A 21,714-nucleotide genomic window follows, 5' to 3' on the forward strand; every position below is an offset into this window, starting at 1 on the left:
ATAACTTCGACTAATCGGCCAGGTAGACCTGGCCCACCTGATCGCTGGACCGAACTATGCGTCACGCCGCGACGTCGTCACACGAGCTGCGCCCTTCCGCCTGAACTACTCACTTACCCCAGGTGCAGGTGGGGAGTGATGATGTGAGCGATCTGGTCGGTGAGCTCTAACGGTTCCTCTGGTACCGCGCCCCAATTGGTGCCGCCTTCCGGCAGTGTGCCGGCGACGTGAAAGTGGGTGTGCGGGATGGTTTGGTGGGCGGGTGTGCCATTGTTCTGCCACACGGCTATGCCGGGTCTCGCGTAGGCGGTAGTAATGGCGTGGGCCGCGGCTTTCACACCGCGGGCCAGGGCAGCGAGCTCGGTGTCATAGAGGTCAAGAATTGATGGGCGATGGGCAATGGGAATGACGAGAAGATGGGGGAGTCCGCGCTGTTCACGGGTGACAAGCACAGCGATGTGCTCGGTACGTGCCGCGATCGTGAACGGCCGACGGCCAGCGAGGTAGTCGCAGAACGCGCATGCTGCGGTGTCGGGCATGTCAAGGGCGGACTGTTCGGTCATGACGGCCTCAACGAAGTCAGAAACGCCTGCAGCTCGAGCCGGTCGAGTTTGTCGTAGTCTTGGGGCCGCAACACAATTCGCAATTCGTCGCACACTCGGTTGGTTCGTGACGCGAACATGAATGACAAGATCGTGAACCGCAGCGAGTCTTGTGTGGGCACAATGCTTGACAACCGCGACATCCCTCCGCCGATCACCGGCATACACACTGTTCGGCCATTGGCTGTGCGCGAGATGGCCTTCCACAGTGCGTTGAGGCTGATCCACAGACCGTCAGGCGTGCCCTGAGCGTTGTTGTTCTCGTCCATTTCCGCATATGCGAGGAAGTACAGCTTGCGTGTCGGATGATTGAGGACGGCGACAGTGCCGAGTGGGTATCGGACGGTTTTGCCGGATTTGGCGATGTCGCCCGCCGGTTCGATGGAGGCGAGCGCGGCCGCTAGGTCGGCGTCTAGTCGACTGACGTCGTTGTCATAGAGTTTGTCTAGCGCGACGCCCTGCAGGCTGGTGCGCTCGATGATGTGCGGTGTTTCGGTATCAAAGGTGTCGCACGTTCCGATGACAAGGTGCTCGTTCTGCTCGAAGATGTCCCCTCTGACGATCCGGATCGTCGTGTTGGGGGTGCTGTAGGTTTCGGCGATGGGCCGTGGCCACGACCACACGACTGCCAGGATTAGCCCGGGCACGCACAGGCCGAGCAGTAGCCATCCCCACCAAGGCTGTTCGTGCAAGTTCCAGATCCAGTCCGAGACTTGGCCGATCGAGGCGATCGCACCAACCCAGACCAGAGTCCGGGCTCCGGCCTGCTTCAGGAATCGTCTGCTCTTCAGGTCGCTGAGTAGGGCGGGGCTCATATCCCCAAGCCCGAGTAGACGTGCGGCTCGTAGTAGTGAGGCCCGTTCTTTCCTGATGCTGCGTAGGCCGGTGCGTAGTCGTCGAGGGCGTACTGGATGATGGCCGGCTGAAAGGACACCGACACCGTGTAGTGGTTGGCGTCGATGAGTGGCTGCGGAATGACCGAGGTATCGATGGTCCGCTTCTTGTTGAGGTTCGCCACCACAATGGGCAGGTCGAACTCGATCGCCAGTTTGATCTCATAGGCCAGGAACGACGAGCCATTGCCGCCTTTGTACCTGGCGGTCGGGGTTCCGAGCAGAACGATCTGCTTGGCGTTCTTCATGCGTTCGCGCAGTCTGCCTCTGATGGTCTCAGGCAGACTGGTGTCGCGGGCGAGGAACAGATCGTGGGCATTGAAGAAGTTGAAGTCCATATTCTCATTGCTGCGCCACGCAGTCATGAGGCGGTAATACAGAATGTCCTCGCTGGCGAAGGCGACATAGGTTTTGTTCCGATAACTCACGGCTGAGACCCCCTCGTACGCTGATCACGCCATCGCGCGACGGCGGATACATCATCACGCATAACCAGCGGCATGGTGTCAGGTGGGGCACATTCGGCGCCCGAGGCGAACAAGACTGGCTATGGCAGCGCACCCTGTCAATGGCGTGCTGAAAGCCCTGCATGGCGCAGCGGGCAACGGGCCCCACCTCAGAAACCGGGCGCCCCGAGAGAGCCTGAGATTCTGTGCGACCAAGCACCGCGTGCGGGTATTAGCGTTGTAATCATGCGCGAGACATCCTGCTCATCGGCACTGGGCCGGCAAGTCGGGCGACGGCACCGGTCCTATGGCTCTGCCACTTGCATTGGCGGCCAACCGAGGGTCTGCGCCGCTACTGGCTCGGACACTGGCCGTGTGGGAGTCATCGACCACGTCCAGCTGGCCTTGGTCGCCGACGACGAGCCCGAACAGTCGCCATCGTGAGCAACGCGGCCGACACCATCATTACGGCGATCCTGTTCGTTGCCCTGCTGCCCGCCGTCGTTGTCGCGTTCGTTGTTGGTTTACATCTGATCATGTTGGGAGACGGTGTATCACCGGATCGCCCGCGATCGGGCTGGGGCGTGATGGTCGGTGTAGTCGGTGTGCCCCTGGTGGCGACGGCGATCTACCTCGCTGCAGCGATACTCGCGTGGCTGACTCCCGGACCTACCTTCTACATCCCGATCGTCGCGCTGCTAATAGGAATGGCTGCTGTCGTCGGCACCAGCGCACTCGCGGACTGGTGTGTGAAGCATCTGTAAGCGCGGCCAGCATCAGCTCATCAGCTGCCTCGAATGATCACCACCCAAGACTGAGACGGCCCCCGAGGAGGTTTCCTGCTATGACGAATCCCGACTTCGAGATGCGACGCCAGAAGATTCTGAAGCGTCGACGCACCATTGGCGCCGGCATCCTAGTTATTTCACCGATCCTGCTGCTGTTCGCCCTCAAGAGTTTCGGCATGTCATGGAGCACCGCGATCTTCCTCAATGTCTTGTGCTGGACGGTAGCCCTCATTCGGTGGCGCCTACGTGAGGGCACATTTCCCTGGCACCAATACCGCCGCTAATGGCGGCATACAGGTAGCGGCTGGAGTTGCCCGGGGCGCAACGCTGTCGACGCTCCTGGTCCTGTGCAATCTCGGACCACGCTGATCGGATCGCCCGGGCGGTCCACGATCACCCCGCCACTGGTGTGGTCGACCCGGCCGAGCAGCGCCGCCTAATTCTGGTAGGTCAGTCCGTCGCGCCCTGTCGAGCAGAATGGGCATGGATCGTCGCTCTCAGAGCCGTACTCAACGAACTGTGCCACCGCGCCGACGACAACCCGTGCAGTGTCGGGGTCAAGAGTCGGCAGTGCGGCACGCCCCAGCGCGTGAACGGACGCCAGCAGCGGGATGTCGGTGCCAGCGCTGCCGGTAAGGTCAACGGCAGCACGGCCATCGACAAATAGGGTGTAGGCATCGTGCTCGGGGAAACCCATATTGAGGCGCAGCACCCACCACGCTCCGTTGCGCTCCGTAGCGTACGGAAAATACAGGTATCCCGTCCGCTTCCATGACGGTCGCATGTACTGGTCGATCACGATGCCAACTCCCATCTGCCACACTGCGGCCCGGCAAGCGCACGAAGCCGCGCAGTATCAGGCAGCCTCTCGGCCTTCAGTGAGAACGTCGCGAGGCGAGTTTCTTCCTTCAACATGAGCGTGCGCCTCACCGTAAGCCAGGGCCTTGAGTGCTTCTAGGGTTTGAGCCAGTGCGGATGTACCGGGGTCTCCCAAACCTCGTCGTGGCCCACCGACCACCCAGTTGATGGGTCTTCGGTTGTTATGTCGACTCCGTCGCTTAGGTGCGCGACTTTGGTGACCCGGACCCATTGGTGGTGGGGATCAACCTCTTCGAGGCTGGGCGGTAGGCGGTCCCCTGTTTCGAGCTGGTCGCAGCGCACCACGGGCCAGATCCGGCCGCGATCGTCCCTGACGACAGCGGCGCTCTCAGCACCCCAACGTTGGTATGCGGATTGGCGTCGCATGCCTGTCGCGTTACCGATGTCAGCCCAGCTGGCGCCAAGCAGCCGTGCAACAGCGACGTTCCGGTCACGTGCGCGTTCGGCTTGTTCGATGAGCGTTGTTTGCCTTCGCAGTTGTGCTAACGCCGCAGACGGCCAGAGGTGTTCGTTCCACGTCGTGCGCAATTCATCGGTGTCGACGACTCCGGCGTCGGTGCGCCGCTCGATTCCTGGGTGTGACCATGTGCATGTGCATGCAACGCGCAGCCCTATTGCGCCGGCGTGATCTGCCGGATTCGCCGGCGCTTGGTCAAGGCGCTGCTCGTGGCCATCGGGGTGAACGGCGATCAGGGTCGCCGTGTGTGTGGTGCCATCGTCGGCGGTATAGCTCCACGTCATTTGTCTGCTCGATTCGTTTGCCAGTTCATGTTGAGGCCATGCTACCGAGAGTCGTCAGGAACGCCTGCTCCATGCGGTCGCGTGTCAGGAAATCCTTACAGGGACATGTCGCGGTCGTCGCGCCGCTCGTGTTCACGGGTGTCTGCGGTGCGCCAAACCATGTTGTGGACTCGGTGGCTGATGCGGTGTGCTTCGCGCAGCCGTTGCCGCTCGTCGATCGCGTCGCAGACCTCTGGTGGCAGGACGTCGGTGTTGTAGTGGGCGGCTTGGGCGAGTACCGGTTGGAGGTCGAGTTGTTGGGGCCGTTGGGGTGGCACGTTGGCCTCGACGCTGAGCGTGGCCGACCAGGGCAGGTCTTCGTGAAGCAGTTTGAGCAGTGCCGAGGAAGGCGATGGCGGCCAGCGTGTTTCGCCGGAATCGAGCAGCAGCACGGTGGCGCCGTGGCGTGCCGCGTGTTCGGTGATGTCGGCAATCGTCGAAGGCTCAACGTCGGCAGCGTGGTCAATGACGACGAGGGAGTTGGCGGGCAACTCCCAGGTGCCCTGGGTCAGGTTGTGCTGGGTTTGCTCGACGGTGGCGATCGTATCGGCGACCTCTGCGGTCTCGATGTCGCTAGCGGCGCTGTCAGTGGGCTGGCACCACAGCACTTTGCGGTCGCATGCTGCTGCGGCGGCGTGCAGGACACTCATCGCCGCCAGCGCCTCGCTGCGGTCGCCACCGTGCACCGGGGTGAGGGTGAAGCCGTTGGCTCCCAAGCTGGTGATGCCTCGGGCCGCCAGCGGGGGGAGGTGTTCGGTTGCCGTCGGTGAGAGCGTGAGCGAGCGCTGCGGGTCGTAGTCGCCGGCCGCCCTGAGCACCGACAGTTCGGTGCGCAAGGCATCGATGCGCTCGACAATGCGCTCGGCGCTGCGGCTGTGCGCTTCGGCGAACGCTGCGGCAGCGCTGGATTCAGCTCGGTCGAGTCCGGTGCTGATGCGGCGGCGGTGGGCGCGGGCGGCCTGCAAGGCCGCTCTGTCGGCGTCTTCGGCCTCGCGACGGGCGCGGTCGACATCGTCTCGGGTCACGATTTTGTCGGCGCCTCCGGCGGCATGCGCCCGTGCCTCGATTGCGGCGGCCAGCTCTGATTGGAAGCGCTGGGCAGGGCTGGTGGCGGGCAGCGCCATGGTCGCCAGGCGAAGTCCTGCTTGGGCCGATGCCAAATCGAGCGGATCTGCACCGGGATCGGCCTGCAGTTGCGCGATCTGGTCGCGGGCCCACGAAACACGTTGCAATGCTTCTTCGTAGGTGGCTTCGGCGTCTTGCCAGCGTCCAACAACTTCGAGGACAGCCAGTTGATACGGACGGTCAGCGTCGGCGCGGGCCGCAAGGCTGGTGAGCTTTTCCGCTGCGGCGAGCACAGCGGGGCCCTGGCCGGCGTCGATACGTGCTTTGAGCTGATGAACGTGGTCGTCGGCGGCGCGCCATGCGGTGCGCAGTTCGGCGACGTTGGCCAAGGCCGGAGTAAGTGGCTGCAGCACAGGCCGTTCGGTGGCGAGGTCATCGAAGCTGAGACCTTCGAATGCCGAATCGGACCAGTGGAGCTCGTCAAGGGGATCCGGTGGGAGTAGTTCGTCCAGATCGGCGGGGTTGAGCTCGATGTATCCGAGGCGCTCGAGCAGATCATCGTCATCGAGTACATGCTCGTCGCCGAAGCTGGGCGGTTGCGGTTGGTGCGGGTCGGGGTGGTGGTGGAGCAGTTCCTCCAGTTCGGCTGGGGTTGGCGGCTGCTCGGCTGGTGCGGGAAGGTGATCGAAGGGATGGGTGGGGGTGAACAGGTCGATGGAGTAGGTCAGCAGGCGCGCGTATTCGTCGGCGCGTAGTGGTGGCTGGTGGTCGGTGTCGAGAAGGTGTTCGCGGGCGACGTGAAGCAGATCAGACGGTGTCCAGCGTGCCGGGTCGGCTGCGTTGATCGCGGCGACCAGGCCCGGGAAGGCGGGATCGCCGGAAATCGCTTCGGCGAGTGTGGAACCGAAGATGGTGTGCAGGTCGGGCAGCCAGGCTGGGCGTAGGCCCGCGTGGGGAAGTTCGAGGGCGGCAGGAGTGAGTGTGCCCGACAGTCGCCACCACAGTGCTGCGCCTGGCATTTCGTCGGGCAGCGGACCTTGGGCTGCGGCGTCGGTGAGCAGTTGGCGCAGATTCACGCCGGTGCGTTCGATGGTGCTCAGGTGAGCAGACAGCTGCGGCCAGTACGGGTCTCGCCGCACGCGAGGGTCGATCTCGTCGACCAGGGTGTTCCAGCGGCCGGTGGGCTGTCCGGACAGTCCCAAGGCTTCGTTTGCACTGGTTTCGAGGCGGCGCTGGATGTGGCGCGTGCGGACCTGGTATTGCGGTGGGCCGGCGACGCGAGTGTCTGCCTCGTCGACATTGTTGGCCGCTCGGAAGACTGCCAGTTCGGCAACCAATCCGGGTTTTTGCGCGATAAGGGGGCGCGCCCACGCGGGGGCGGTAGTTGCGTCCCAAGTTTTCGCGGTGGTTCGGATGGATTCGGCCAGGGTGGAGACCAATTGAGCACGGGCCGAGAGGCATTCGCCCCATTCAGGGTGATCTTGGAGTTCTTGAGGTATTGAGGGCAGCCATCGCAGAGGCCCGACACCCGTGGAGTGCTGGCCGCTGCGGTCTAGGCGCCAATCCAACACCGCAGCAATATCGGCTGCGCTGTCGAGTTCGCGTTCATTAATGGCGGTGGTGAGACGCTCGTGCGGATCATCGCCCATTAATTGCAGCAGTGCCAGGTGTTTACGCAAGACCGGCCAGGCAGGATATTCGGTGAGCCCGGCGTAGATCTGTGCGGCCTGGCTCTCGATGGCCAGAACGGCGGCAGTGCCGATGAGGTGTTCGGCACCGGTGCCCAACGCGTCGGCGTAGCGGCCAGCGGCTGCTCCCAGGCGGTGGAACGGGTCGAGGGCTTCGCGGGCTTCGGTGGTGGCCGAACGTTGAGCACCGTCGCGGGCGAGCACACCTGTGAGGACATCGAGGGCGGTGTCGGGATGCAGGGCTTTGGTGGTCAGGACGCGGTGGGGGTCATCTTCTGCGGTGGACAGGTAGATATGGGTTTCGTCTTTGGCGCGGCTAGCGGCGACGTAGAGCTGCTGGCGGGTCAGCGTCTCCGAGCCGACGATGTGGCAGGTGCCGGTGACCTTGCTGGTGCCTGCGGTCGCCCCTTGGGTGGTGTCGATGGTGGCGGCGTAGCCCAGGGTGACGTGCTGGCGGACGTACCATCCGGGCAGCGTGACGGTCTGATTGGTGTGCAGTTGGGAAACGGTCAGGCTGCCGCGTGTGCCGATTTTGGTGACCGTCCAGCGGTAGCCGTTGCGCACGAAATCGCGGCCGCCACCGAGCCGCAGTCGGCGGTTGTTTTCGCGTGTTGCGACGACGTCGCCGACGGAAGCATGCAGTCCGTCCGACAGTTCGACGACTTCGCCTTGGTCCTCGGATAAGCCGTCTCCGGTGGCGTTGAGGCGGTCCAGCCGTTCCAGGCGGGCCCGCTCGTTGAGCTCTGCGACGGTCTCGTTGGTGGGTGCCAGAAGCAGCGAATCCCATCCTTTGGCGAGGTCTGCACGCCAGCGCTCGAAGGCGGTGTCTGCGGCGGTTTTTTCGGAGGCGACGTGGATTCGGTTGTTGTCGGCGTAGTAGGACAGCGCGGTGGGGTCGCCGTCGCGCAGGGCGAGGGTGACTGCGGCTTCGGCGCGCGAGCGGAACCGCATCACCTCGGTCAGGGTCACCGATCCGGCCGTGAGGGCGACATCTCGCAATATGCCACCGGCCGAGATGGAGGCGAGCTGTTTGTCATCTCCGATCGTTCGTATGCTCGCGCCGCGCTCCTCGGCGATGCGCTTGACGGTATCGAGCGCGAGAGTCCCTGTCTTGCCGGCTTCGTCGATGATCAGCAGAGTGTCAGGGCCGATGGTGTCAAACCACGTACGTGCAGGGTCATCAGCTGCAGCGTCGATGTTGCTGTCGAGCCAGACAAGTTTGTCGACGGTATCGGCGGGGATCTCGATGCCTTGTTCGTGCATGTCGTTGCGCAAGATCTGAGCGGCGCTGGCGCTTGGGGAAAGGCCGATCACGTTGCCGCCTTCCTCCATCCACGCGCGAGCCAATGTCGCCATCGCGGTGGTCTTCCCGGTGCCGCCCGGCGCCAGAGCTAGCGCCAAACGCGCCCCGGAAGTGGCCATGTGGCGGACCATTGCTTCTTGGCCGTCGTTGAGAGTTTGGCCTCGCGCTTTTTGTTCCAGTAGCGCCAGTTCGACGGCCTCGTTGCTCACTCGACGCCCGTCAAGACGCTGGGCGAAGGCAATGATTCGCCGTTCTGCAGCCTTGATTTCCGGGCTGGTGAACAGTGCTGTTCCGTGCGTGCTGTAAACGCTGGCGCCGTCTGCTCGGCGTAGCGCTTCGGGTTCGCCGAGGTCGGCATCGATGTCGCGGGCGTGGGCCACACTGTGTGGCTCACTGAGCGCCGCGGCGGCTATCGCGTCGGCCACCGTGTGGTCGGCGACGATCGAGTCATGCTTGCGCACCAGACGCAGCGCCTCGGCGTAGACGTGAGTGCGCTGCCAGGTCGAGCGCGCGCCGGAAACGACCTCGATCACCGCGGCGGCTTGGTCGTTGATCCACTCGGCGGTGACCTCGGGTCCGGCTTGTTGGCGGCCGGACAAGACGTTGGCCAACATGGCTGTCAGTTCGTCTTGGCCGCCGAGATGTTCAACGACTTGGGTGTGCCACTGCTGCCGCTGCTCAGCGTGCGAACGCGGTTCGTGCTTGGCTTGGCGTGTTTCGAGGGTCGCCCGCTGTGACAACGCAATCGCTTCCGGCGTCGTGGGTTCGCGACCATGGTCGCGTTGAAACTGCTTGGCGAGTTCGTAGTATCGGTGTTGGATCGCAGCACGCCGCGACGACATGAGGTCAATGAGGCTGTCTGGAATGCCGACAATTTCGCGCACCGGACGCTTACCGCGGACCTCGCTTTTGCGTTCGGCATAACCGATGGGAAGCCCTTCGATCATGTAGCCCTGAAAGCGGGTGTTGTACACCTCAGAGGCAGCCACCATCGACTTGAATATTGGCCGGCCATCGAGTGCGAGCCAGCGGGGGATCCCGTCAGCGCCTGTAGCGCGAACCTTCCCCGAAACCGCCACGTGGGTGTGCAGATTGGGGTCACCGGCGCGACTGTCTCGATGCGTAAATGCCGCTGCGATAAAGCCTTCAGTGTCGATCTGCGCGACGCCGCCGGTGCCGATTCGAGTGAAGGCTGCGTTGTCCTGCATGAAAGCCAGTGCGTCGTTGACGGCACGGTGGTGGCATTCCTCGATGATCTTGGCGATCGGTCTTGGTGCCACTGCCCACAGCACGCTCGCGCTCTTGTGGGGAGTGAACGTGAAGTCGTATCCCGCTACGGAGGTGGTCTTTTCGCGGGTCTCGCGGGCGATGAATCCTGCCAGTTCGCGGCTGCCTGCTGGTGGGCGCCCGTAGGTCTCGGTGAACATTTCCGTGGCGATCGTGGTACGCATTTTCGCCCTGATCTCTTCGGCGATCGGCGCGTTCCAGTGCTCGGCTTGGCTGAGGTTGTGATCGCGGTAGGCGATGGCCAGGCGCTTCTGGAGTGGGGACTGCCCGTCGTTGATGTGAAAGGGGCGGCCCAGTTTGACCGCTTCGAGTGCAGCATGTTTCGGAGTTCCTTGGGCGATCAGCTCTTTGACAAGGGCCGCGGCGTTGGGGTGCAGTCCGAGGCCGAATATCGCCTTCATCTGATCCTCTGTGACTTCCGAGCCGCGCTCGACAGTCCAAAGGTCCTCGCCGGAGACAACCATCGGGTTGCGCCCTTCAGGGGCAGTCAGCGACTCCATGCCCCGGCCGATCCATCGGCCCGGCGACTCTCCCTTTTCGGAGTAGTAAGAACTCAGTGAAGTCCGGCCCTTGTCGGTGCCGTCGGCAGCGGCCACCTGCCGGATGAGGTAGAGGTACCCGTCCCCGGCGGTGAGCTTGTGCCCGCTCATCATGGCCGCTTCACAAACTCAACGCTATGGCCGCGCCCTGCATCCGTTGTGTTCGCTTTGACCGCAGGTCAGCAGTGCGTTGTTATCGAAACGTGACCTAAGTGCAAGAGGTGTGTGGGACTTGAGCAGGCTGAAATGGCAGGGCATGGGCAGTGGGATTGAGGAAAGAGCAGGCAGAACAGACAGGGGTAGCGGGTGGATGGAGCAGGCAAGTGAAGACAGAAAAGTCATTGGGCAGCTTTACGATCCGAATATGGAGAAGACAACGAGCAAAAAGCTCGCACGCGCGCAGATTTTGGAGCGCCAGGCCGCCGCGGCGGCCGAACGCAAGGCGCGCGAACGACAGAATGCTGAGAACCTGACCGAGTTCGTGGTGGCAACCGCTAAGGCCGAGGAGGTCGACGTGTGGCTGGCCGAACGTATCGAGAAAGCCAATCGAGACGCGGAGAAGCGCCGCAGGGCCCACATTGCCGCAGCAGGAAAAGCGCTGCAGGCGATGCGGTTCCGCGGTGAGACCCTCAGCGGTATTGCCGCCCAGGCCGGCGTCACGACAGCGAAAGTGCGGGAGTACTTGAAAGCGGCGGCCGCCGACGGCGCAACGCAAACTGCGGAAGCCGTAGTGTCAGAACCCGAGGACGGCTCCCAGAGCATGCCCACTGAGATCGAGAACACAAGCGATGGAGCTGAGCCGGCCTCGCTGACGCTGGTTGCCCAATAGTCAAGCGCTTGCAGGTAGTAGGCCAACAGCGAGGACCAAGACGGTGGGCACGAAAAGTGGTGGCAGTCGGCGGTGGGAACCGCTGCCGTTAACGGTGGACCCGGCCGCCGACCGGATAGAGATCGAGCGGTTTCGATCCAAGGTCATCACGGGCCCGCGCATTGAGGATTGCGCCATCTACACGGGAGCGCTAAGCGAGGGATACGGGGTGTTCGCAATCCGCCGTGCTGGCCGCGTTCGGATGGTGCGAGCAGCACGGTACGCGTTGGCGCTGGCCCTCAACGGCGACACCCTGCCCGCTGATGTGCGAGCCTTACACCAGTGCGACAACCCGGTCTGCGTGCGCACGGTCGACGCTGGCGACATCGTCAGCGGACTGGCGTTGCACGTGGTTGCCGGGGACCAGCGCGAGAACATGACGCGGATGGCGCGCATGAAACGCGGCGGTGGCCGCCCGACCATCGTCAGGCGTGGAGCTGGTGTGCATGAACGGGTTACGCGCGCGTTGGCGTTGCGGGAAGCTGTGCGCCACGGATGGGATGACGAGGCCGTCGCTGCGATCCTCTTGGGTTCCTCAGAACCGACGTTGTGGTGAGGTAACCGCGACAGGTGATCTGCCATGACCGGGAGCATGGGCCCCTTGGGCACATGTTCCTATCTGGAAGTCGTCATCGGCTGGATCCGGGGGTGAGTTGATGGATGTTGGTGTTTCACCACGCTGGTGCCACGGAGCGGCGCCAGCGTGGCATCATTCGCAGCCCAGATCACAGTCCGAGGACTCGATGCGCAGCGAAAGCGCTTCGCGCAGTTGGTCGAATTCGGACTTGGTTGGCACAGCCAGGTTGTTGAACCAGTTGCCGTCGGCTTCCTTGATGTCAAGAACTGCATAGTAGTCGCGACTGCCCGGAGCGGCCTGGTCGTTCATGTCGCCGGGAAACGCTTCGTGGGGTAAGCACAAATCAGCTTCTCTGAGGCGGCCTAGAAGCGCGTGGACAGCGTGCTCGCCTGTGGCTTCCAGTGTGGCGGTGTAGGAAATCGCGTCGCCGTGGCAGCACCCGCGAAATGCTCCGAGCGAGTTGGCTTGAAACGTGGGAGTCATCAGCATGTCTTTCCTTTGCAAGACCGCGGTCGAAACGGTCATCGATTCATCCTTTGACAACCCGCGAATCGAATGTTGTCCGTGCCGTTCGCGGTGTTTGATCGGTCAGGTTCAGGGGTGGTCGAGACTGCGGTAGTAGGCATCGGCCATCTGAGACAGAATCCACACCGTCAGCTTCGGGTCAGATGGATCTGCGGAACTGTCGAGATAGCCGTGCAGCCAGCCATCGACGATGTACTCCTGCCGGATCCAGGTGGGGAAGTCGTGAATCTGCAACTGGGCCAGTGTGGACGCGGCGCGGTCGAGCTGCTCATGGTCGATACCGTTGGCGGCCGCGGTGGCATACACGTCGGTCACAGCTTGACCATCGTCACGTGCGTTCAGCAATTGTGCCGCGAGCTCAAAGGTGTAGGGCCGGTTGTACGGCGACATCAGGTGGTCCTCTCGTAATCGGGTTCGATCGTGGCGTTGCCGGCAACCGTAGGTGTGCGGGCCTTCTCGTCAAGCTGGATCAGATTGAACTGGGCATGGGCGCTTCGACTGGGTGTAAGAGCGTGTAGGTAGGTGTCGGTGACTTTGGCGTGCGTCTGCAATGCCTCACGCGCGGAGTCGAAGTCGGCGTGAACTGTGATGGTGGTCGCGTCATGGTGGGCGATGCGCAGCTTGTGCATGGTTGGCCTGGTCCATTCAACGGGCTCGTCAGTGGGGCGGGCTAACGGTCATAGAGGGTGAGTTGCGCTGCGGCGCGTTGGGCGTCTTCGTGGTTGTCGGTGCGCGCGGCGTAGATCGTGAATTCGAATTCGTAGTCGTCGATGTCTTTGTCGGTCCAGTGCTCGGGGGTAGAAGCTGCTGTCGCCCCCAGAACGTTCAGGGCAGTCTTGCGGACGTTTACCGCGGGGGCACCCAAAGTCTCCGCAGGAGCAGAAGGGACCGGAGAGTTCTTCCCAGGAGTACGTCTGGCCATCGTCGGTGCCGGAGGCCTCGTCGTCGCAAACACCCAGGATGATCTGGTGACCGCGAAGCGTCGGGCCCCACGGGTCGCTGTCGAGCGCAACGGTCGACGCATCGGCTAGGGCCCCTGGTTCAGGGGTAGTCATGCCGAAACCGCCACTGCGCTGCCCTCGAACGTTGCATCTTTGACGAGTGCCTTGATCCGTTCGGGCCGGAAACCTGACCAGTGCTCGTTGCCGGCCACCACGACGGGCGCCTGCAGGTAGCCCAGGCTCATCACGTAGTCGCGGGCCTCGACGTCTGCGGTGATGTCGACCTTCTCGAACTCGATGCCCTGCTTTTCAAGCGCCTTGTAGGTGGCATTGCACTGCACGCAGGCGGGCTTGGTGTAGACGGTGATGGTCATTTGCGACTCCTCATGAAGTGAATAGAGAAAGCACTCCTCGTATTCCTCCATATTAATACGGAAACGGCACTTATGCAATAGCTGTAGCAAATTAAAACCAGTCATTTTGACTTTATTAGCCTCGATGGCTGTTTGGTAATTCATCCGCTTTCGCAACCATTATCGCGGAAGGTGCGGCGCTCTCTCTATTCCATGCAATTACTCTGCCCGGCAACTGTTTAGCCTCACATTTGATTCGAGCTGGCTGCGGCGATGACGCTCCATAAGCGTTCTCGCTCGCGATCCTGAAGATTCGAGTGCCACCGCACGTAGTGCTGCGATAGTTGCGATATAGCAATGTCGTGATGATGGGCGTCAGTAAAATTACTCCGGATCACTCCAGGGTGAGTTTCCGAATGTCAAGACGCCATTACAGCTGGTCGGTGCCCGAGGTGAGGGTAACGGGAGGTGGGTCAATTCCAGTGCTCGATGCCAACGCTGACCCGGTGTCGGCCGTCTGCGTCGGTGTGGTGCTGTTCGTGGCAGGCAAGGGAGCGCAGTGCGGTGGCGACGAGGTCTGGTAGTTGGCCGGCAGTGGCGGTTTCGTGGGTGACGCTGGCAAGCCATACGAAGGGATCGGCGGTCGCGGTGCGGGTGTCGGTCGGATAGATCGCGATGTGCCAGCCAACGTGGACGTTGTGGGTTTCGAGGGCGAGACGTTGGGCCAGGGGAGTGATGTTGGCGGAGTAGTCGCTGATCCATAGCCAGTCGCCGGTTTCCAGCCGGGATCGAAAGTACGCGCAGCGGCCGCCGGCGTCGACCACCTGGAGTGCGATGCCGAAGCGGTGGTGGATTTCGTCGAGGATGGCGTCGAAACCTCGACTGTCAGCGTGCCCGGCGTTACCTCCGTCGCGGGCTCGGCGGCGCATTGACCGCCCGTGGGTCAGCACGGTGGCCGTCCCGTGATCTGGCAGCGGGTGGCGTGGTCGGGCACCAGGTGCCCGACGATGTCATCAGCGATGTCGACGAGCTCGGTAAGCAAGTCGCGGACTTGCTCGTCCCGGGCGGCGCCGAGGTGGTCCTGGCTACTGCGCAGGTCGCAGAGCTCGTCGCGCAGCGGGAACCAGTCGGCGAGCAACTCGATGACGGGGCGAGTGATGTGGTGGCCGGCGGCGGGCATGATCGGGCCTTTCGGGTAGTTAGGCAGAGGGTGGTTGTGGCGTTCACCGGAGGTGGGGGACGGGTGGTCTCCCCACCTCCGGGAAGGGTCAGGACAGGAGGCGTATCGCGTGACCGCCGAGCCATTGGGAAACGTTGCTGCTGACTGCGTTGCCGAAGCCCATCGTTTGCTCAGCTTTGTTTCCCATCGCCCGGTAAGTATCCGGAAAGCGTTGGGCCCGAGCGTGCTCACGGGGGGTGAGCATCCGGAAACGGCAATCTGCGACGTCGATCGTCGATCCAGAGACAAGTCCGGCCGAGTCGCGGGTGGACACGGTGTGCAGGGGTTCGCGGGTGGTCTTGGCGGTGCCTTTGCGGAACGGTATGACCAGGCTGATCGGCGGCTGCTGCGGGCAGGTGGCGTTGGGCGGGACGGTCAGGGCCTGGTGGCCGCCACCTCCGGATCCTGTGGTGACCGTCGCCAGGGGGTCGCCAATGCTGGTCGCGTCGGCGTGATTGCGTAGCACCGTGATCCACGGTTGCGGGGTGAACAGGCCCTCGGTGTCGCGAGTGGTACGGGCCCGCATCGGGACATTGGTGGTGATGGCGGTGTCGTTCCAGGTTCCGCCAGCGGGTACCAGCATCGGGGGTACGGCCATGCCGTCGCCGATCTTGGTCGAGCGTGTCGGCATGGGTGCAGCCGATACCGGGTAGGACCGTGAGTCTCCGTCGGCGCCATGGTTGGTCGCGACGATGGTCGGTTCGGCGAACATTTCGATTCCGGCGCGGATGCGTCGCATCGTGGAGGCGGCCAGCGCTTTGCGGCGGTCACCGATCCTCTCGCCCAGGTTGGTCCAGTCGATGGCAGCGGCCGCAGGCAGGACGAACGGTTCCACGATGCTGTGGCGGCAGGAGGCGTTTGGGCAGCGGTACACGTACTGCTGGCGGTACTTGCCGATGCGGCGGCGGTCGGGGCGCTTCCACGATTGGACGGCAGGGTTGACGGCGTCGCACAGGGGGCACCAGGCCAGCGGGCGGGGCCGAATCTCGTCCATCGGCACGCCTTTACGGGCGAACAGGAAGTACATGCGGTCGCGCCACTGCGGGGCGAACGGGTTGGTGTCGTCACCGATGTGGGCCGAGGAGACGGACACGAACTGGTGGCTGTATCCGAGGGTGTCCATGGCGGTGAGCCAGACGTCGAACAGTTCCCAGCGGGCCGCCTCGACCACGTTCTCGACGAAAACCATGTCGTATCGGTGCACTTCGGTGGCCCGAACGACATCCCAGAAGGTGGCTCGGGTGCGGTCGCGGCCGGCCGAGGGGACGTGGCCCTCGTCTTCGAGAAGCGACAGCTGAGTGCGGGGCGCGGCCGTGCCGCCCGCAGGTGAGAGTTCGGTGCAGATCGGCGATGCCCACAAGATGTCGGTCTTGGGCATGCGGCGCATGTCGTAGTTGGAGACGTCGGCGATGACGTGGTCGGCACTTGGGAAATTGAGCGCATGGGTGGCGATCGCCAGATCCCAGTGATTTGCTCCGAGCGCCAATGTGAGTCCCGCGTTTTCCAGGCCGATGCTCGACCCTCCGAAGCCGCAGAAGATGTCGGTGTAGGTGAGCCCGGTCGGCTCTCCGCTGGGGCGCCAGTCAGAGTTTGCTGATTCCAGGGCGGCGCAGATGTCAGCGAACTGTTCTGCGGTGAGAGCGGGAGCGTCCACGATGTTCATGCGATTACCTCACGGGGGAATGGTGCGAATGCGGGGGCACTTCTTGATGTTGTCTATAGTCTACATCTACTGTTGCCTATAGGCAACACCTGGATGCTTCCTGGTGGTTCGATTCGTATCGCGTGAGTCATGTTGTTGCGCAGTGCGCTTGGGGGCTCTCGATACTCAGTCGGCGCGGAGCTGGTGTAGGTCACGACAGTGCGGGCCACGACTTCCACACACCCGGCCAGGAAACCCTGGCACTGCGCTTCAGGGGGGTGGCCCACTGACGGGCCTGGTTCTCGTTGGGAGCTTGTGTGATCTGTCCGCGCTTGGTGGTCACGTAGTCGCGCAGCCAGCGCACTCCCCATTAGGTGCGTTCGACACGTTTGCCGCGCTCGGCCTCGCCGGGGAGGTCGAACAAAGGAAGGGTCATGGCGTGACCGTGAAGAGTTCGAGTTGGCCGACCGGTAGCAGTCCGGGCATCACCTCGTAAGGACGGTAGAGCCCCGAAGCGCCGTCGCCGAATTTCACGTTCACGTGGTTGGAGGTGATGTCTGCCACCACACCGGATTTCACAGTTCCCGGGCCGAGGACCACCTTGACGTGCTGGTCGATGCTGAATTCATCCAGTGACGTAGCGCAATGGCCGGCGCATCCATTGTCGGCACCGTCCAGGTCGTCCTCGACCATGATGAATCCCAGTGCGCGATCGAGTGCACGGTCTTGCCACTCCTGGATCCGGCGCAGCTCGCGGTGGTGGGCGTCGACTTCCGCGTCGGTCGGGTGGTACCTGCCGCCGTAGATCGGATCACCTTCGTTGCGTCGGTGGCATTCGGCCTCTCGGCCGCAGCGGCACCAGTCGCGTCGGATGTTCTCGGCGTTGAGTGCGCGACGCACTGCGCGGAGTTCGTCGGTGACGTCCTGGGGCAGGCTGCGAGCATACCGGTTAAGTTGCGCGGTAGTGACTGTCACGGATTTGACTGGCGGCCTTCCGATGTCGGTAGTCCACCACGGAGACACGATTTTTCCTCTGCCGCAGGTGTAGCCGTTAGCTAGCCATTCGGGTCCTCCGTCGATACAGTGCCCGGTGCTGCTAGAGAGGCGTGACATCAAGTCCGCGACACCGTCAGGCCCGAGCAGGCAGTCACACATTGCCCATCCGCCGATAGAGCGCAGCAGCCACCGTTGGTCCTCGCTCAACGTCGGCCTGGCCATCACGCATCACCCCTGCCGGAACTGCAGGTGTCACAGCACGTGCACTCCGCGAGGTGGGCACGTGCGGAGCCACTTGTGGAGCGTCCGTGAGGATTTCGAGCCGTCGTCGTAGCCATGATGGGCGAAGCCCTCCTTCTTCTTCTTCCAATGTCAGCGTGTTGCCTATAGTCTACCTTCACTGTAGACTATAGGCAACATCAATGGAGAGGCGCGATCCCAGATGAGCAGCACCGTAGCCGAATTCACACCACGCCTAGCCGGGCTGAACGACGATGAGCGGACACCGACGGTGTGCGTCTCTTTCGGCATGGGACTGGACAGTTCAGCGTTGCTCGCGCGGTGGCTGACCGACCCATCCAGTCGCGACTTTGCACTCGAAGATATGGTTGTCCTCACCGCGATGACCGGCCACGAGAGCGCAGCCACCATCAGCGCGGTGACCCGTCATCTGTTGCCGCTATTGCGAGCCCACTCCGTGCGGTTCATCCAGATCGCACGCAGTCAACGCAAGACCACCCGAGTCGGCGACGGCGTAGTGGTCCTAGAAGACTCTCGGTTCCCCCGCGAACTTCACGCCAAAGGCCTTTACACTCTGGGCGACGAAATGCGTGCGGCAGCAACACTTCCGCAGCGCGGGGGCGCCAGGTTGTGCTCGGTCCACTCTAAGGGAGACCTATTGGATCCGGTGATCGCCCGGATCACCAGGGGTCGGCCATACCGGCACGTGATTGGTTTCGAAGCCAACGAACGGGCCCGGGCCGACAAGGATCGCCTCTTCGATAGCGCGCTGCGGACCGGCTGGTATCCATTGCGTGATTGGGGTTGGACCCGAGCGGATTGCCACGACTTCGTCGTCGACACCTTTGGTGAGTCGATTCCCAAGTCCTGCTGCGGGTTCTGTGTCTTCGCGATGAGCACTGCCAGCGGGCGAGCGGCGACGGTGCAACGGTACCGGCAGGAACCGGAGCTGGGCGTAGAAGCACTCGTGCTCGAGCACTTGGCGCGAAGCATCAACCCGTCTCAAACACTCATCGAGGGCAGCAGCGCCGCTGACCTGGTCGCGACCGCAGGACTGACAGAAGTGCAGCAACGTTTCGAGATCCATCTGGCCACATGTGACTGGTCACTGTATGAGGTGCGGCGGCTGGTGCGTCCTGGCCGCAGCGGCGGGAAGGGGCTCACCGCGCGGTCCCTGCGCGTCACTGCCACTGGCTCACGAGACCAGATGGCACGCAAGCTCGCGTGCCAACCAGGAAGACGTGTGCAGGGCGCCGACGGCATCGTGCGCCACATTCTGCGCGACCGAGCGACCGACTCGTCCAAGGTCGATCACCTCTATGTCGCGGCGCCGGCCGGCGGCCTGGACAAGCAGCGCCCCGGTTTCGAACAGTGGTGGCAGGAGGTCACCGGCGATGCACTGTTCTGACATCTCCCCAGACCCGTCAGCGCTTGTAGACTATGAGCGACAAGAATGCTGGGATACCGACCAGAGGACGTTTGTGGGTGCCACCGGAGATTTTGACGAGGCAGCAGTGCAGGCGCGCGTTGGCGCAAACATCAGGCTCCGGCGCGAAAAGGTCGGTCTGAGCCAGGGTGCGCTGGCCGAACGCGCGGGCATCCATCGGACGTTTCTCAACCAGCTGGAGAACGGTCACCGTGGGTGCACCGTCACTGTGCTGGCTCGGCTGGCCATAGAACTTGACACCAGCGCCTCGGTGCTGGTGCTTGACATCGTGTAGCCATGGCAGACGGGCATGCCCAGGAGCGAATCACCGTCTCCTCATTGGCGTTCAGGGATTTGCCGGCTGGCCCCGCAGAGCTTCGTGAGGAGCTACCGCTCGTGGCCACCGTGCTGCGGGTCATCCCAGGGCCACAAGGCCGAGGCGAATTTTGGTGCGCCCGGCTCGAACGTCCCGTCAAGTACCGAATTGGGGATGCGTTCGACACTACGCGTTGCCAGGCGGAGTTCCTCGGTAACGACAGCGCGGGTCCGTTTCTGTGGATCCAAGTCATTGTGGTGAGCGCACATCACCCTGGGCAGCGGATACAACCAGGAATCACCACCGGCATGCAGGTAGACGTCGCCTATGTCGTGGACCTCACGCTTGGGCAGGACAGCGCTCTCGATCCGGCAAAGGTTGACTACGCTGGTATCGCCATCGTCGACGACCAGCCAGGGCTGCTCGCTGTTCGTGCCGGTCTCATCGACCGAGTGCAGTCGCTGGTCTCAGCGCTCAAGGAGCTCTCTGGCCAGGAGCTGGACGACTACGCGCCTCAACCTTTGGGCCCCAACGCCGTCCAGGGCGACAAGGTGTACGCGATCACCTCTGCCGATCTGCGCTACTACGACGGATCGGACGACACAGGCCAGGGCTGGCGGTCAACAACAGACCCCGACGAGCTGTTGTATTGGATTGCCGATGACCTCGCGCGCCACGCCGCGTGGGGATGGACTCAGCGCACTCCGTCCGCGGCACGCATGGACCAGCATCTGCTTCGGGACTTGCTCTGGATTCCGCAGTGGCTATTGCTGTTGACCGCGCTGGATCCGAGGTGGGCACAACGCACACGCCTCAGCATTCTCGGCTAAAGCAGCGCTGGCCCCTCGTCGAAGTGGCCGACGATAGTAGACCTCGGTGTCAGAGGATGTGCGGCGTCAGGCAGGCCACACAGCCGTCCACGCTACCTCCGTGGTAGTGCTTGTGTCCCTTGCAACCAGAGCGACCATTCGGCCAAGTGCGACATCGTGTACTCGCAAGCTTCCTCAACCAGGCTGGGCGGGTAGGCATGAGCCAGAAAGGCCGTTCGACGACACCATTTCGTTGTGGTGCCAGGATGTTTGAAAGCAGTGAACTCGGTTCACAACGCAGGGCTGGTTGGGCTGATCGGTGCTGGGGATCCACCCGACAGATTCGAGAAGGCGGTCGACGGTGTCCAGGAACTGTTCGGGGAGCGCAGGTCCGAAGCTGACCAGCTCCGATACCGCCAGCGCTGCTGTGGTGTGTGCGACCCACCTCGGTGCGGGGACGACGTCGATCGCAATGAGAACCCGGGCCCCTTCGCCGACGGCGCGGAGCCGATCGATCACGCCTGCCAGGTGCAGCAGTTCGCCGGGCCGATGGGGACCGAATGCGCTCTGTGCCTGGTTCAGCCAGTGAACAAGGTTGATGTCAGCCCACATTCGGATATCACCGAAGCCGGGAGAGGCGCAGCATCCGGCTCGCGGGGGCCACATGGTGTCATCGTGACGGGGAAACGCGTCGGCGAGAACGACCTGGCGCGCCAGTGGCTGAGGAACCCCGAGCGCTACCAAGCGTTCGGGCACCGCATTCGCCGAAGATGACCGGCCAGAAACATATCCGTGGGCCGTGAGGATGGGCAGCTGGTGCATTGTCGCTACTTCTTGACTGAGTCGACGTGGCCGTTGCAGGGAGAGCCCCAGATGCCGCGATGTAGTTCTTGGGCCTCGTGTTCAGCCGCGGCGATCTGGGGCTGAAGGCTCACCGGACGGTGGTTGAAGACGTAGTTTCGGGCGATGCCGGCTCGTGCAGCTTCGATTGAGTAGTTCCATCCGTCTGAGCGCTGTATGTAAGCGAGGGTGCGACCGTACTTGTCGTGCGGGTCCAAAGTCGGATCAGAGATGATGGCTACTCGATGTCCGGTCAGCATACGGTCGGCATAGTCAGCGGCTTCGACGGCTCCGCATCCAACAGTCCAGCCTGGCTTGTGCAATTCGGGCGTATCGATTCCGGCGATCCTGACGCGCAGGCGGCCGCGGTGGTCGTCGCGCACGTCGACCGTGTCACCGTCGACGGCACGCAGAACGGTCGCGGTCGCCGGCTGGGGAGGTGGGTCTGCGGGCGCCTGCGGGGGCAGGCTGCATGCCACGGCAACGGCAACGATGGGTACGGCTGCCCCTGTTCGCCTGATGGCCGAGATCGCCGGGCTGGGGTGCCACCACGTTGCGCTTTTGGTCATATTACGCATAGTAAAGCACTCGTGAACGATTCTAAAGCAGTCGTCTTTGACTTTGACTGCTGATTCGGGAGTCGTTTGATCACGAACTTCGGAGTCGGTGTTGTCGCGGCGAAGTCGTTGACT

Annotated in this window: 23 protein-coding genes; 7 read left to right on the forward strand and 16 right to left on the reverse strand. The window is 63.1% G+C overall.

The features are described 5' to 3' along the window. Positions 1 to 113: 113 nt before the first annotated feature. From A5779_RS31190 to A5779_RS31200, 3 genes are read right to left on the reverse strand one after another with little or no spacing between them, the layout of a single operon-like run. Complete coding sequence (locus A5779_RS31190) at positions 114 to 563, reverse strand: HIT family protein (protein WP_064887706.1); 450 nt, start codon at positions 561 to 563, stop codon at positions 114 to 116. Then, positions 560 to 1,417, reverse strand: coding sequence for a macro domain-containing protein (locus A5779_RS31195; protein ID WP_082941929.1), 858 nt, complete (start codon positions 1,415 to 1,417; stop codon positions 560 to 562). The genes A5779_RS31190 and A5779_RS31195 overlap by 4 nt, the downstream gene beginning before the upstream one ends. Continuing rightward, on the reverse strand, positions 1,414 to 1,923 hold the full coding sequence (locus A5779_RS31200; RefSeq protein WP_064887708.1) for a TIR domain-containing protein: 510 nt from the start codon (positions 1,921 to 1,923) through the stop codon (positions 1,414 to 1,416). Before A5779_RS31200 ends, A5779_RS31195 begins: the two co-directional genes overlap by 4 nt. A gap of 458 nt (positions 1,924 to 2,381) precedes the next feature. Between A5779_RS31200 and A5779_RS31205 the strand changes: the two genes are divergently transcribed. Then, positions 2,382 to 2,705, forward strand: coding sequence for a hypothetical protein (locus A5779_RS31205; protein WP_064887710.1), 324 nt, complete (start codon positions 2,382 to 2,384; stop codon positions 2,703 to 2,705). Positions 2,706 to 2,785: 80 nt separating this feature from the next. Beyond that, positions 2,786 to 3,013 (forward strand): hypothetical protein, encoded by a 228-nt coding sequence (locus A5779_RS31210; RefSeq protein ID WP_064887712.1) that lies wholly within the window; start codon positions 2,786 to 2,788, stop codon positions 3,011 to 3,013. Between the two features lie 152 nt (positions 3,014 to 3,165). Here A5779_RS31210 and A5779_RS31215 read toward each other — a convergent pair whose 3' ends face one another. Both A5779_RS31215 and mobF read right to left on the reverse strand, forming a co-directional pair. Further along, positions 3,166 to 3,528 (reverse strand): hypothetical protein, encoded by a 363-nt coding sequence (locus A5779_RS31215; RefSeq protein WP_236734937.1) that lies wholly within the window; start codon positions 3,526 to 3,528, stop codon positions 3,166 to 3,168. 916 nt (positions 3,529 to 4,444) lie between these two features. Further along, on the reverse strand, positions 4,445 to 10,381 hold the full coding sequence (mobF, locus tag A5779_RS31220) for a MobF family relaxase (RefSeq protein ID WP_064887739.1): 5,937 nt from the start codon (positions 10,379 to 10,381) through the stop codon (positions 4,445 to 4,447). Positions 10,382 to 10,580: 199 nt separating this feature from the next. Between mobF and A5779_RS31225 the strand changes: the two genes are divergently transcribed. Further along, positions 10,581 to 11,099 carry a hypothetical protein gene (locus A5779_RS31225; protein WP_131811720.1) on the forward strand — a complete coding sequence of 173 codons (519 nt, stop codon included), beginning with the start codon at positions 10,581 to 10,583 and terminating at the stop codon, positions 11,097 to 11,099. Positions 11,100 to 11,340: 241 nt separating this feature from the next. Further along, positions 11,341 to 11,694 (forward strand): hypothetical protein, encoded by a 354-nt coding sequence (locus A5779_RS31230; RefSeq protein WP_236734938.1) that lies wholly within the window; start codon positions 11,341 to 11,343, stop codon positions 11,692 to 11,694. Between the two features lie 153 nt (positions 11,695 to 11,847). On the opposite strand, the gene A5779_RS33915 is transcribed toward A5779_RS31230, so the two are convergent. The 9 genes from A5779_RS33915 to A5779_RS34325 all read right to left on the reverse strand — a co-directional run bounded on the left by A5779_RS33915 (position 11,848) and on the right by A5779_RS34325 (position 17,370). After that, positions 11,848 to 12,240, reverse strand: a complete 393-nt coding sequence (locus tag A5779_RS33915; RefSeq protein ID WP_131811721.1) for a hypothetical protein — start codon at positions 12,238 to 12,240, stop codon at positions 11,848 to 11,850. 69 nt (positions 12,241 to 12,309) lie between these two features. Next, complete coding sequence (locus tag A5779_RS31235) at positions 12,310 to 12,630, reverse strand: hypothetical protein (RefSeq protein ID WP_064887716.1); 321 nt, start codon at positions 12,628 to 12,630, stop codon at positions 12,310 to 12,312. Continuing rightward, a complete protein-coding gene (locus A5779_RS31240; protein WP_064887718.1) occupies positions 12,630 to 12,869 on the reverse strand; it encodes a hypothetical protein in 240 nt (79 codons plus the stop codon). The genes A5779_RS31235 and A5779_RS31240 overlap by 1 nt, the downstream gene beginning before the upstream one ends. Before the next feature lie 41 nt (positions 12,870 to 12,910). Further along, the gene (locus A5779_RS31245) at positions 12,911 to 13,162 is read right to left on the reverse strand and encodes a hypothetical protein (RefSeq protein WP_131811722.1); all 252 of its coding nucleotides are present in this window, start codon (positions 13,160 to 13,162) and stop codon (positions 12,911 to 12,913) included. Between the two features lie 129 nt (positions 13,163 to 13,291). Next, positions 13,292 to 13,555, reverse strand: a complete 264-nt coding sequence (gene nrdH, locus A5779_RS31250; RefSeq protein WP_064887743.1) for a glutaredoxin-like protein NrdH — start codon at positions 13,553 to 13,555, stop codon at positions 13,292 to 13,294. 452 nt (positions 13,556 to 14,007) lie between these two features. Then, on the reverse strand, positions 14,008 to 14,463 hold the full coding sequence (locus A5779_RS31255) for a hypothetical protein (RefSeq protein WP_064887722.1): 456 nt from the start codon (positions 14,461 to 14,463) through the stop codon (positions 14,008 to 14,010). Positions 14,464 to 14,477: 14 nt separating this feature from the next. Continuing rightward, positions 14,478 to 14,714 carry a hypothetical protein gene (locus tag A5779_RS31260; RefSeq protein ID WP_064887724.1) on the reverse strand — a complete coding sequence of 79 codons (237 nt, stop codon included), beginning with the start codon at positions 14,712 to 14,714 and terminating at the stop codon, positions 14,478 to 14,480. An 88-nt stretch (positions 14,715 to 14,802) separates the two neighbouring features. After that, on the reverse strand, positions 14,803 to 16,416 hold the full coding sequence (locus A5779_RS31265) for a DNA cytosine methyltransferase (RefSeq protein ID WP_082941930.1): 1,614 nt from the start codon (positions 16,414 to 16,416) through the stop codon (positions 14,803 to 14,805). A 411-nt stretch (positions 16,417 to 16,827) separates the two neighbouring features. Then, positions 16,828 to 17,370: a hypothetical protein gene (locus A5779_RS34325; RefSeq protein WP_207549145.1), complete on the reverse strand. Its 543-nt coding sequence runs from the start codon at positions 17,368 to 17,370 to the stop codon at positions 16,828 to 16,830. Positions 17,371 to 17,833: 463 nt separating this feature from the next. Here A5779_RS34325 and A5779_RS31275 point away from each other — a divergent pair, with 463 nt between their 5' ends. The 3 genes from A5779_RS31275 to A5779_RS31285 all read left to right on the forward strand — a co-directional run bounded on the left by A5779_RS31275 (position 17,834) and on the right by A5779_RS31285 (position 20,203). Next, entirely contained in the window at positions 17,834 to 19,039 is a 1,206-nt protein-coding gene (locus A5779_RS31275; RefSeq protein ID WP_236734939.1) for a hypothetical protein, read from the forward strand. 106 nt (positions 19,040 to 19,145) lie between these two features. Beyond that, complete coding sequence (locus A5779_RS34710) at positions 19,146 to 19,352, forward strand: helix-turn-helix domain-containing protein (RefSeq protein WP_236734940.1); 207 nt, start codon at positions 19,146 to 19,148, stop codon at positions 19,350 to 19,352. Between the two features lie 101 nt (positions 19,353 to 19,453). Then, positions 19,454 to 20,203: an Imm63 family immunity protein gene (locus tag A5779_RS31285; protein ID WP_165609850.1), complete on the forward strand. Its 750-nt coding sequence runs from the start codon at positions 19,454 to 19,456 to the stop codon at positions 20,201 to 20,203. 174 nt (positions 20,204 to 20,377) lie between these two features. Here the strand turns inward: A5779_RS31285 and A5779_RS31290 are convergent, their stop codons facing one another. Both A5779_RS31290 and A5779_RS31295 read right to left on the reverse strand, forming a co-directional pair. Beyond that, a complete protein-coding gene (locus A5779_RS31290; RefSeq protein WP_064887734.1) occupies positions 20,378 to 20,794 on the reverse strand; it encodes a hypothetical protein in 417 nt (138 codons plus the stop codon). 215 nt (positions 20,795 to 21,009) lie between these two features. Next, on the reverse strand, positions 21,010 to 21,714 hold a 705-nt coding region (locus A5779_RS31295), incomplete at its 5' end, for a thermonuclease family protein (protein WP_236734941.1).

This window comes from Mycolicibacterium peregrinum, from assembly GCF_001665625.1.
Classification (GTDB): Bacteria; Actinomycetota; Actinomycetes; order Mycobacteriales; family Mycobacteriaceae; genus Mycobacterium; species Mycobacterium peregrinum_B.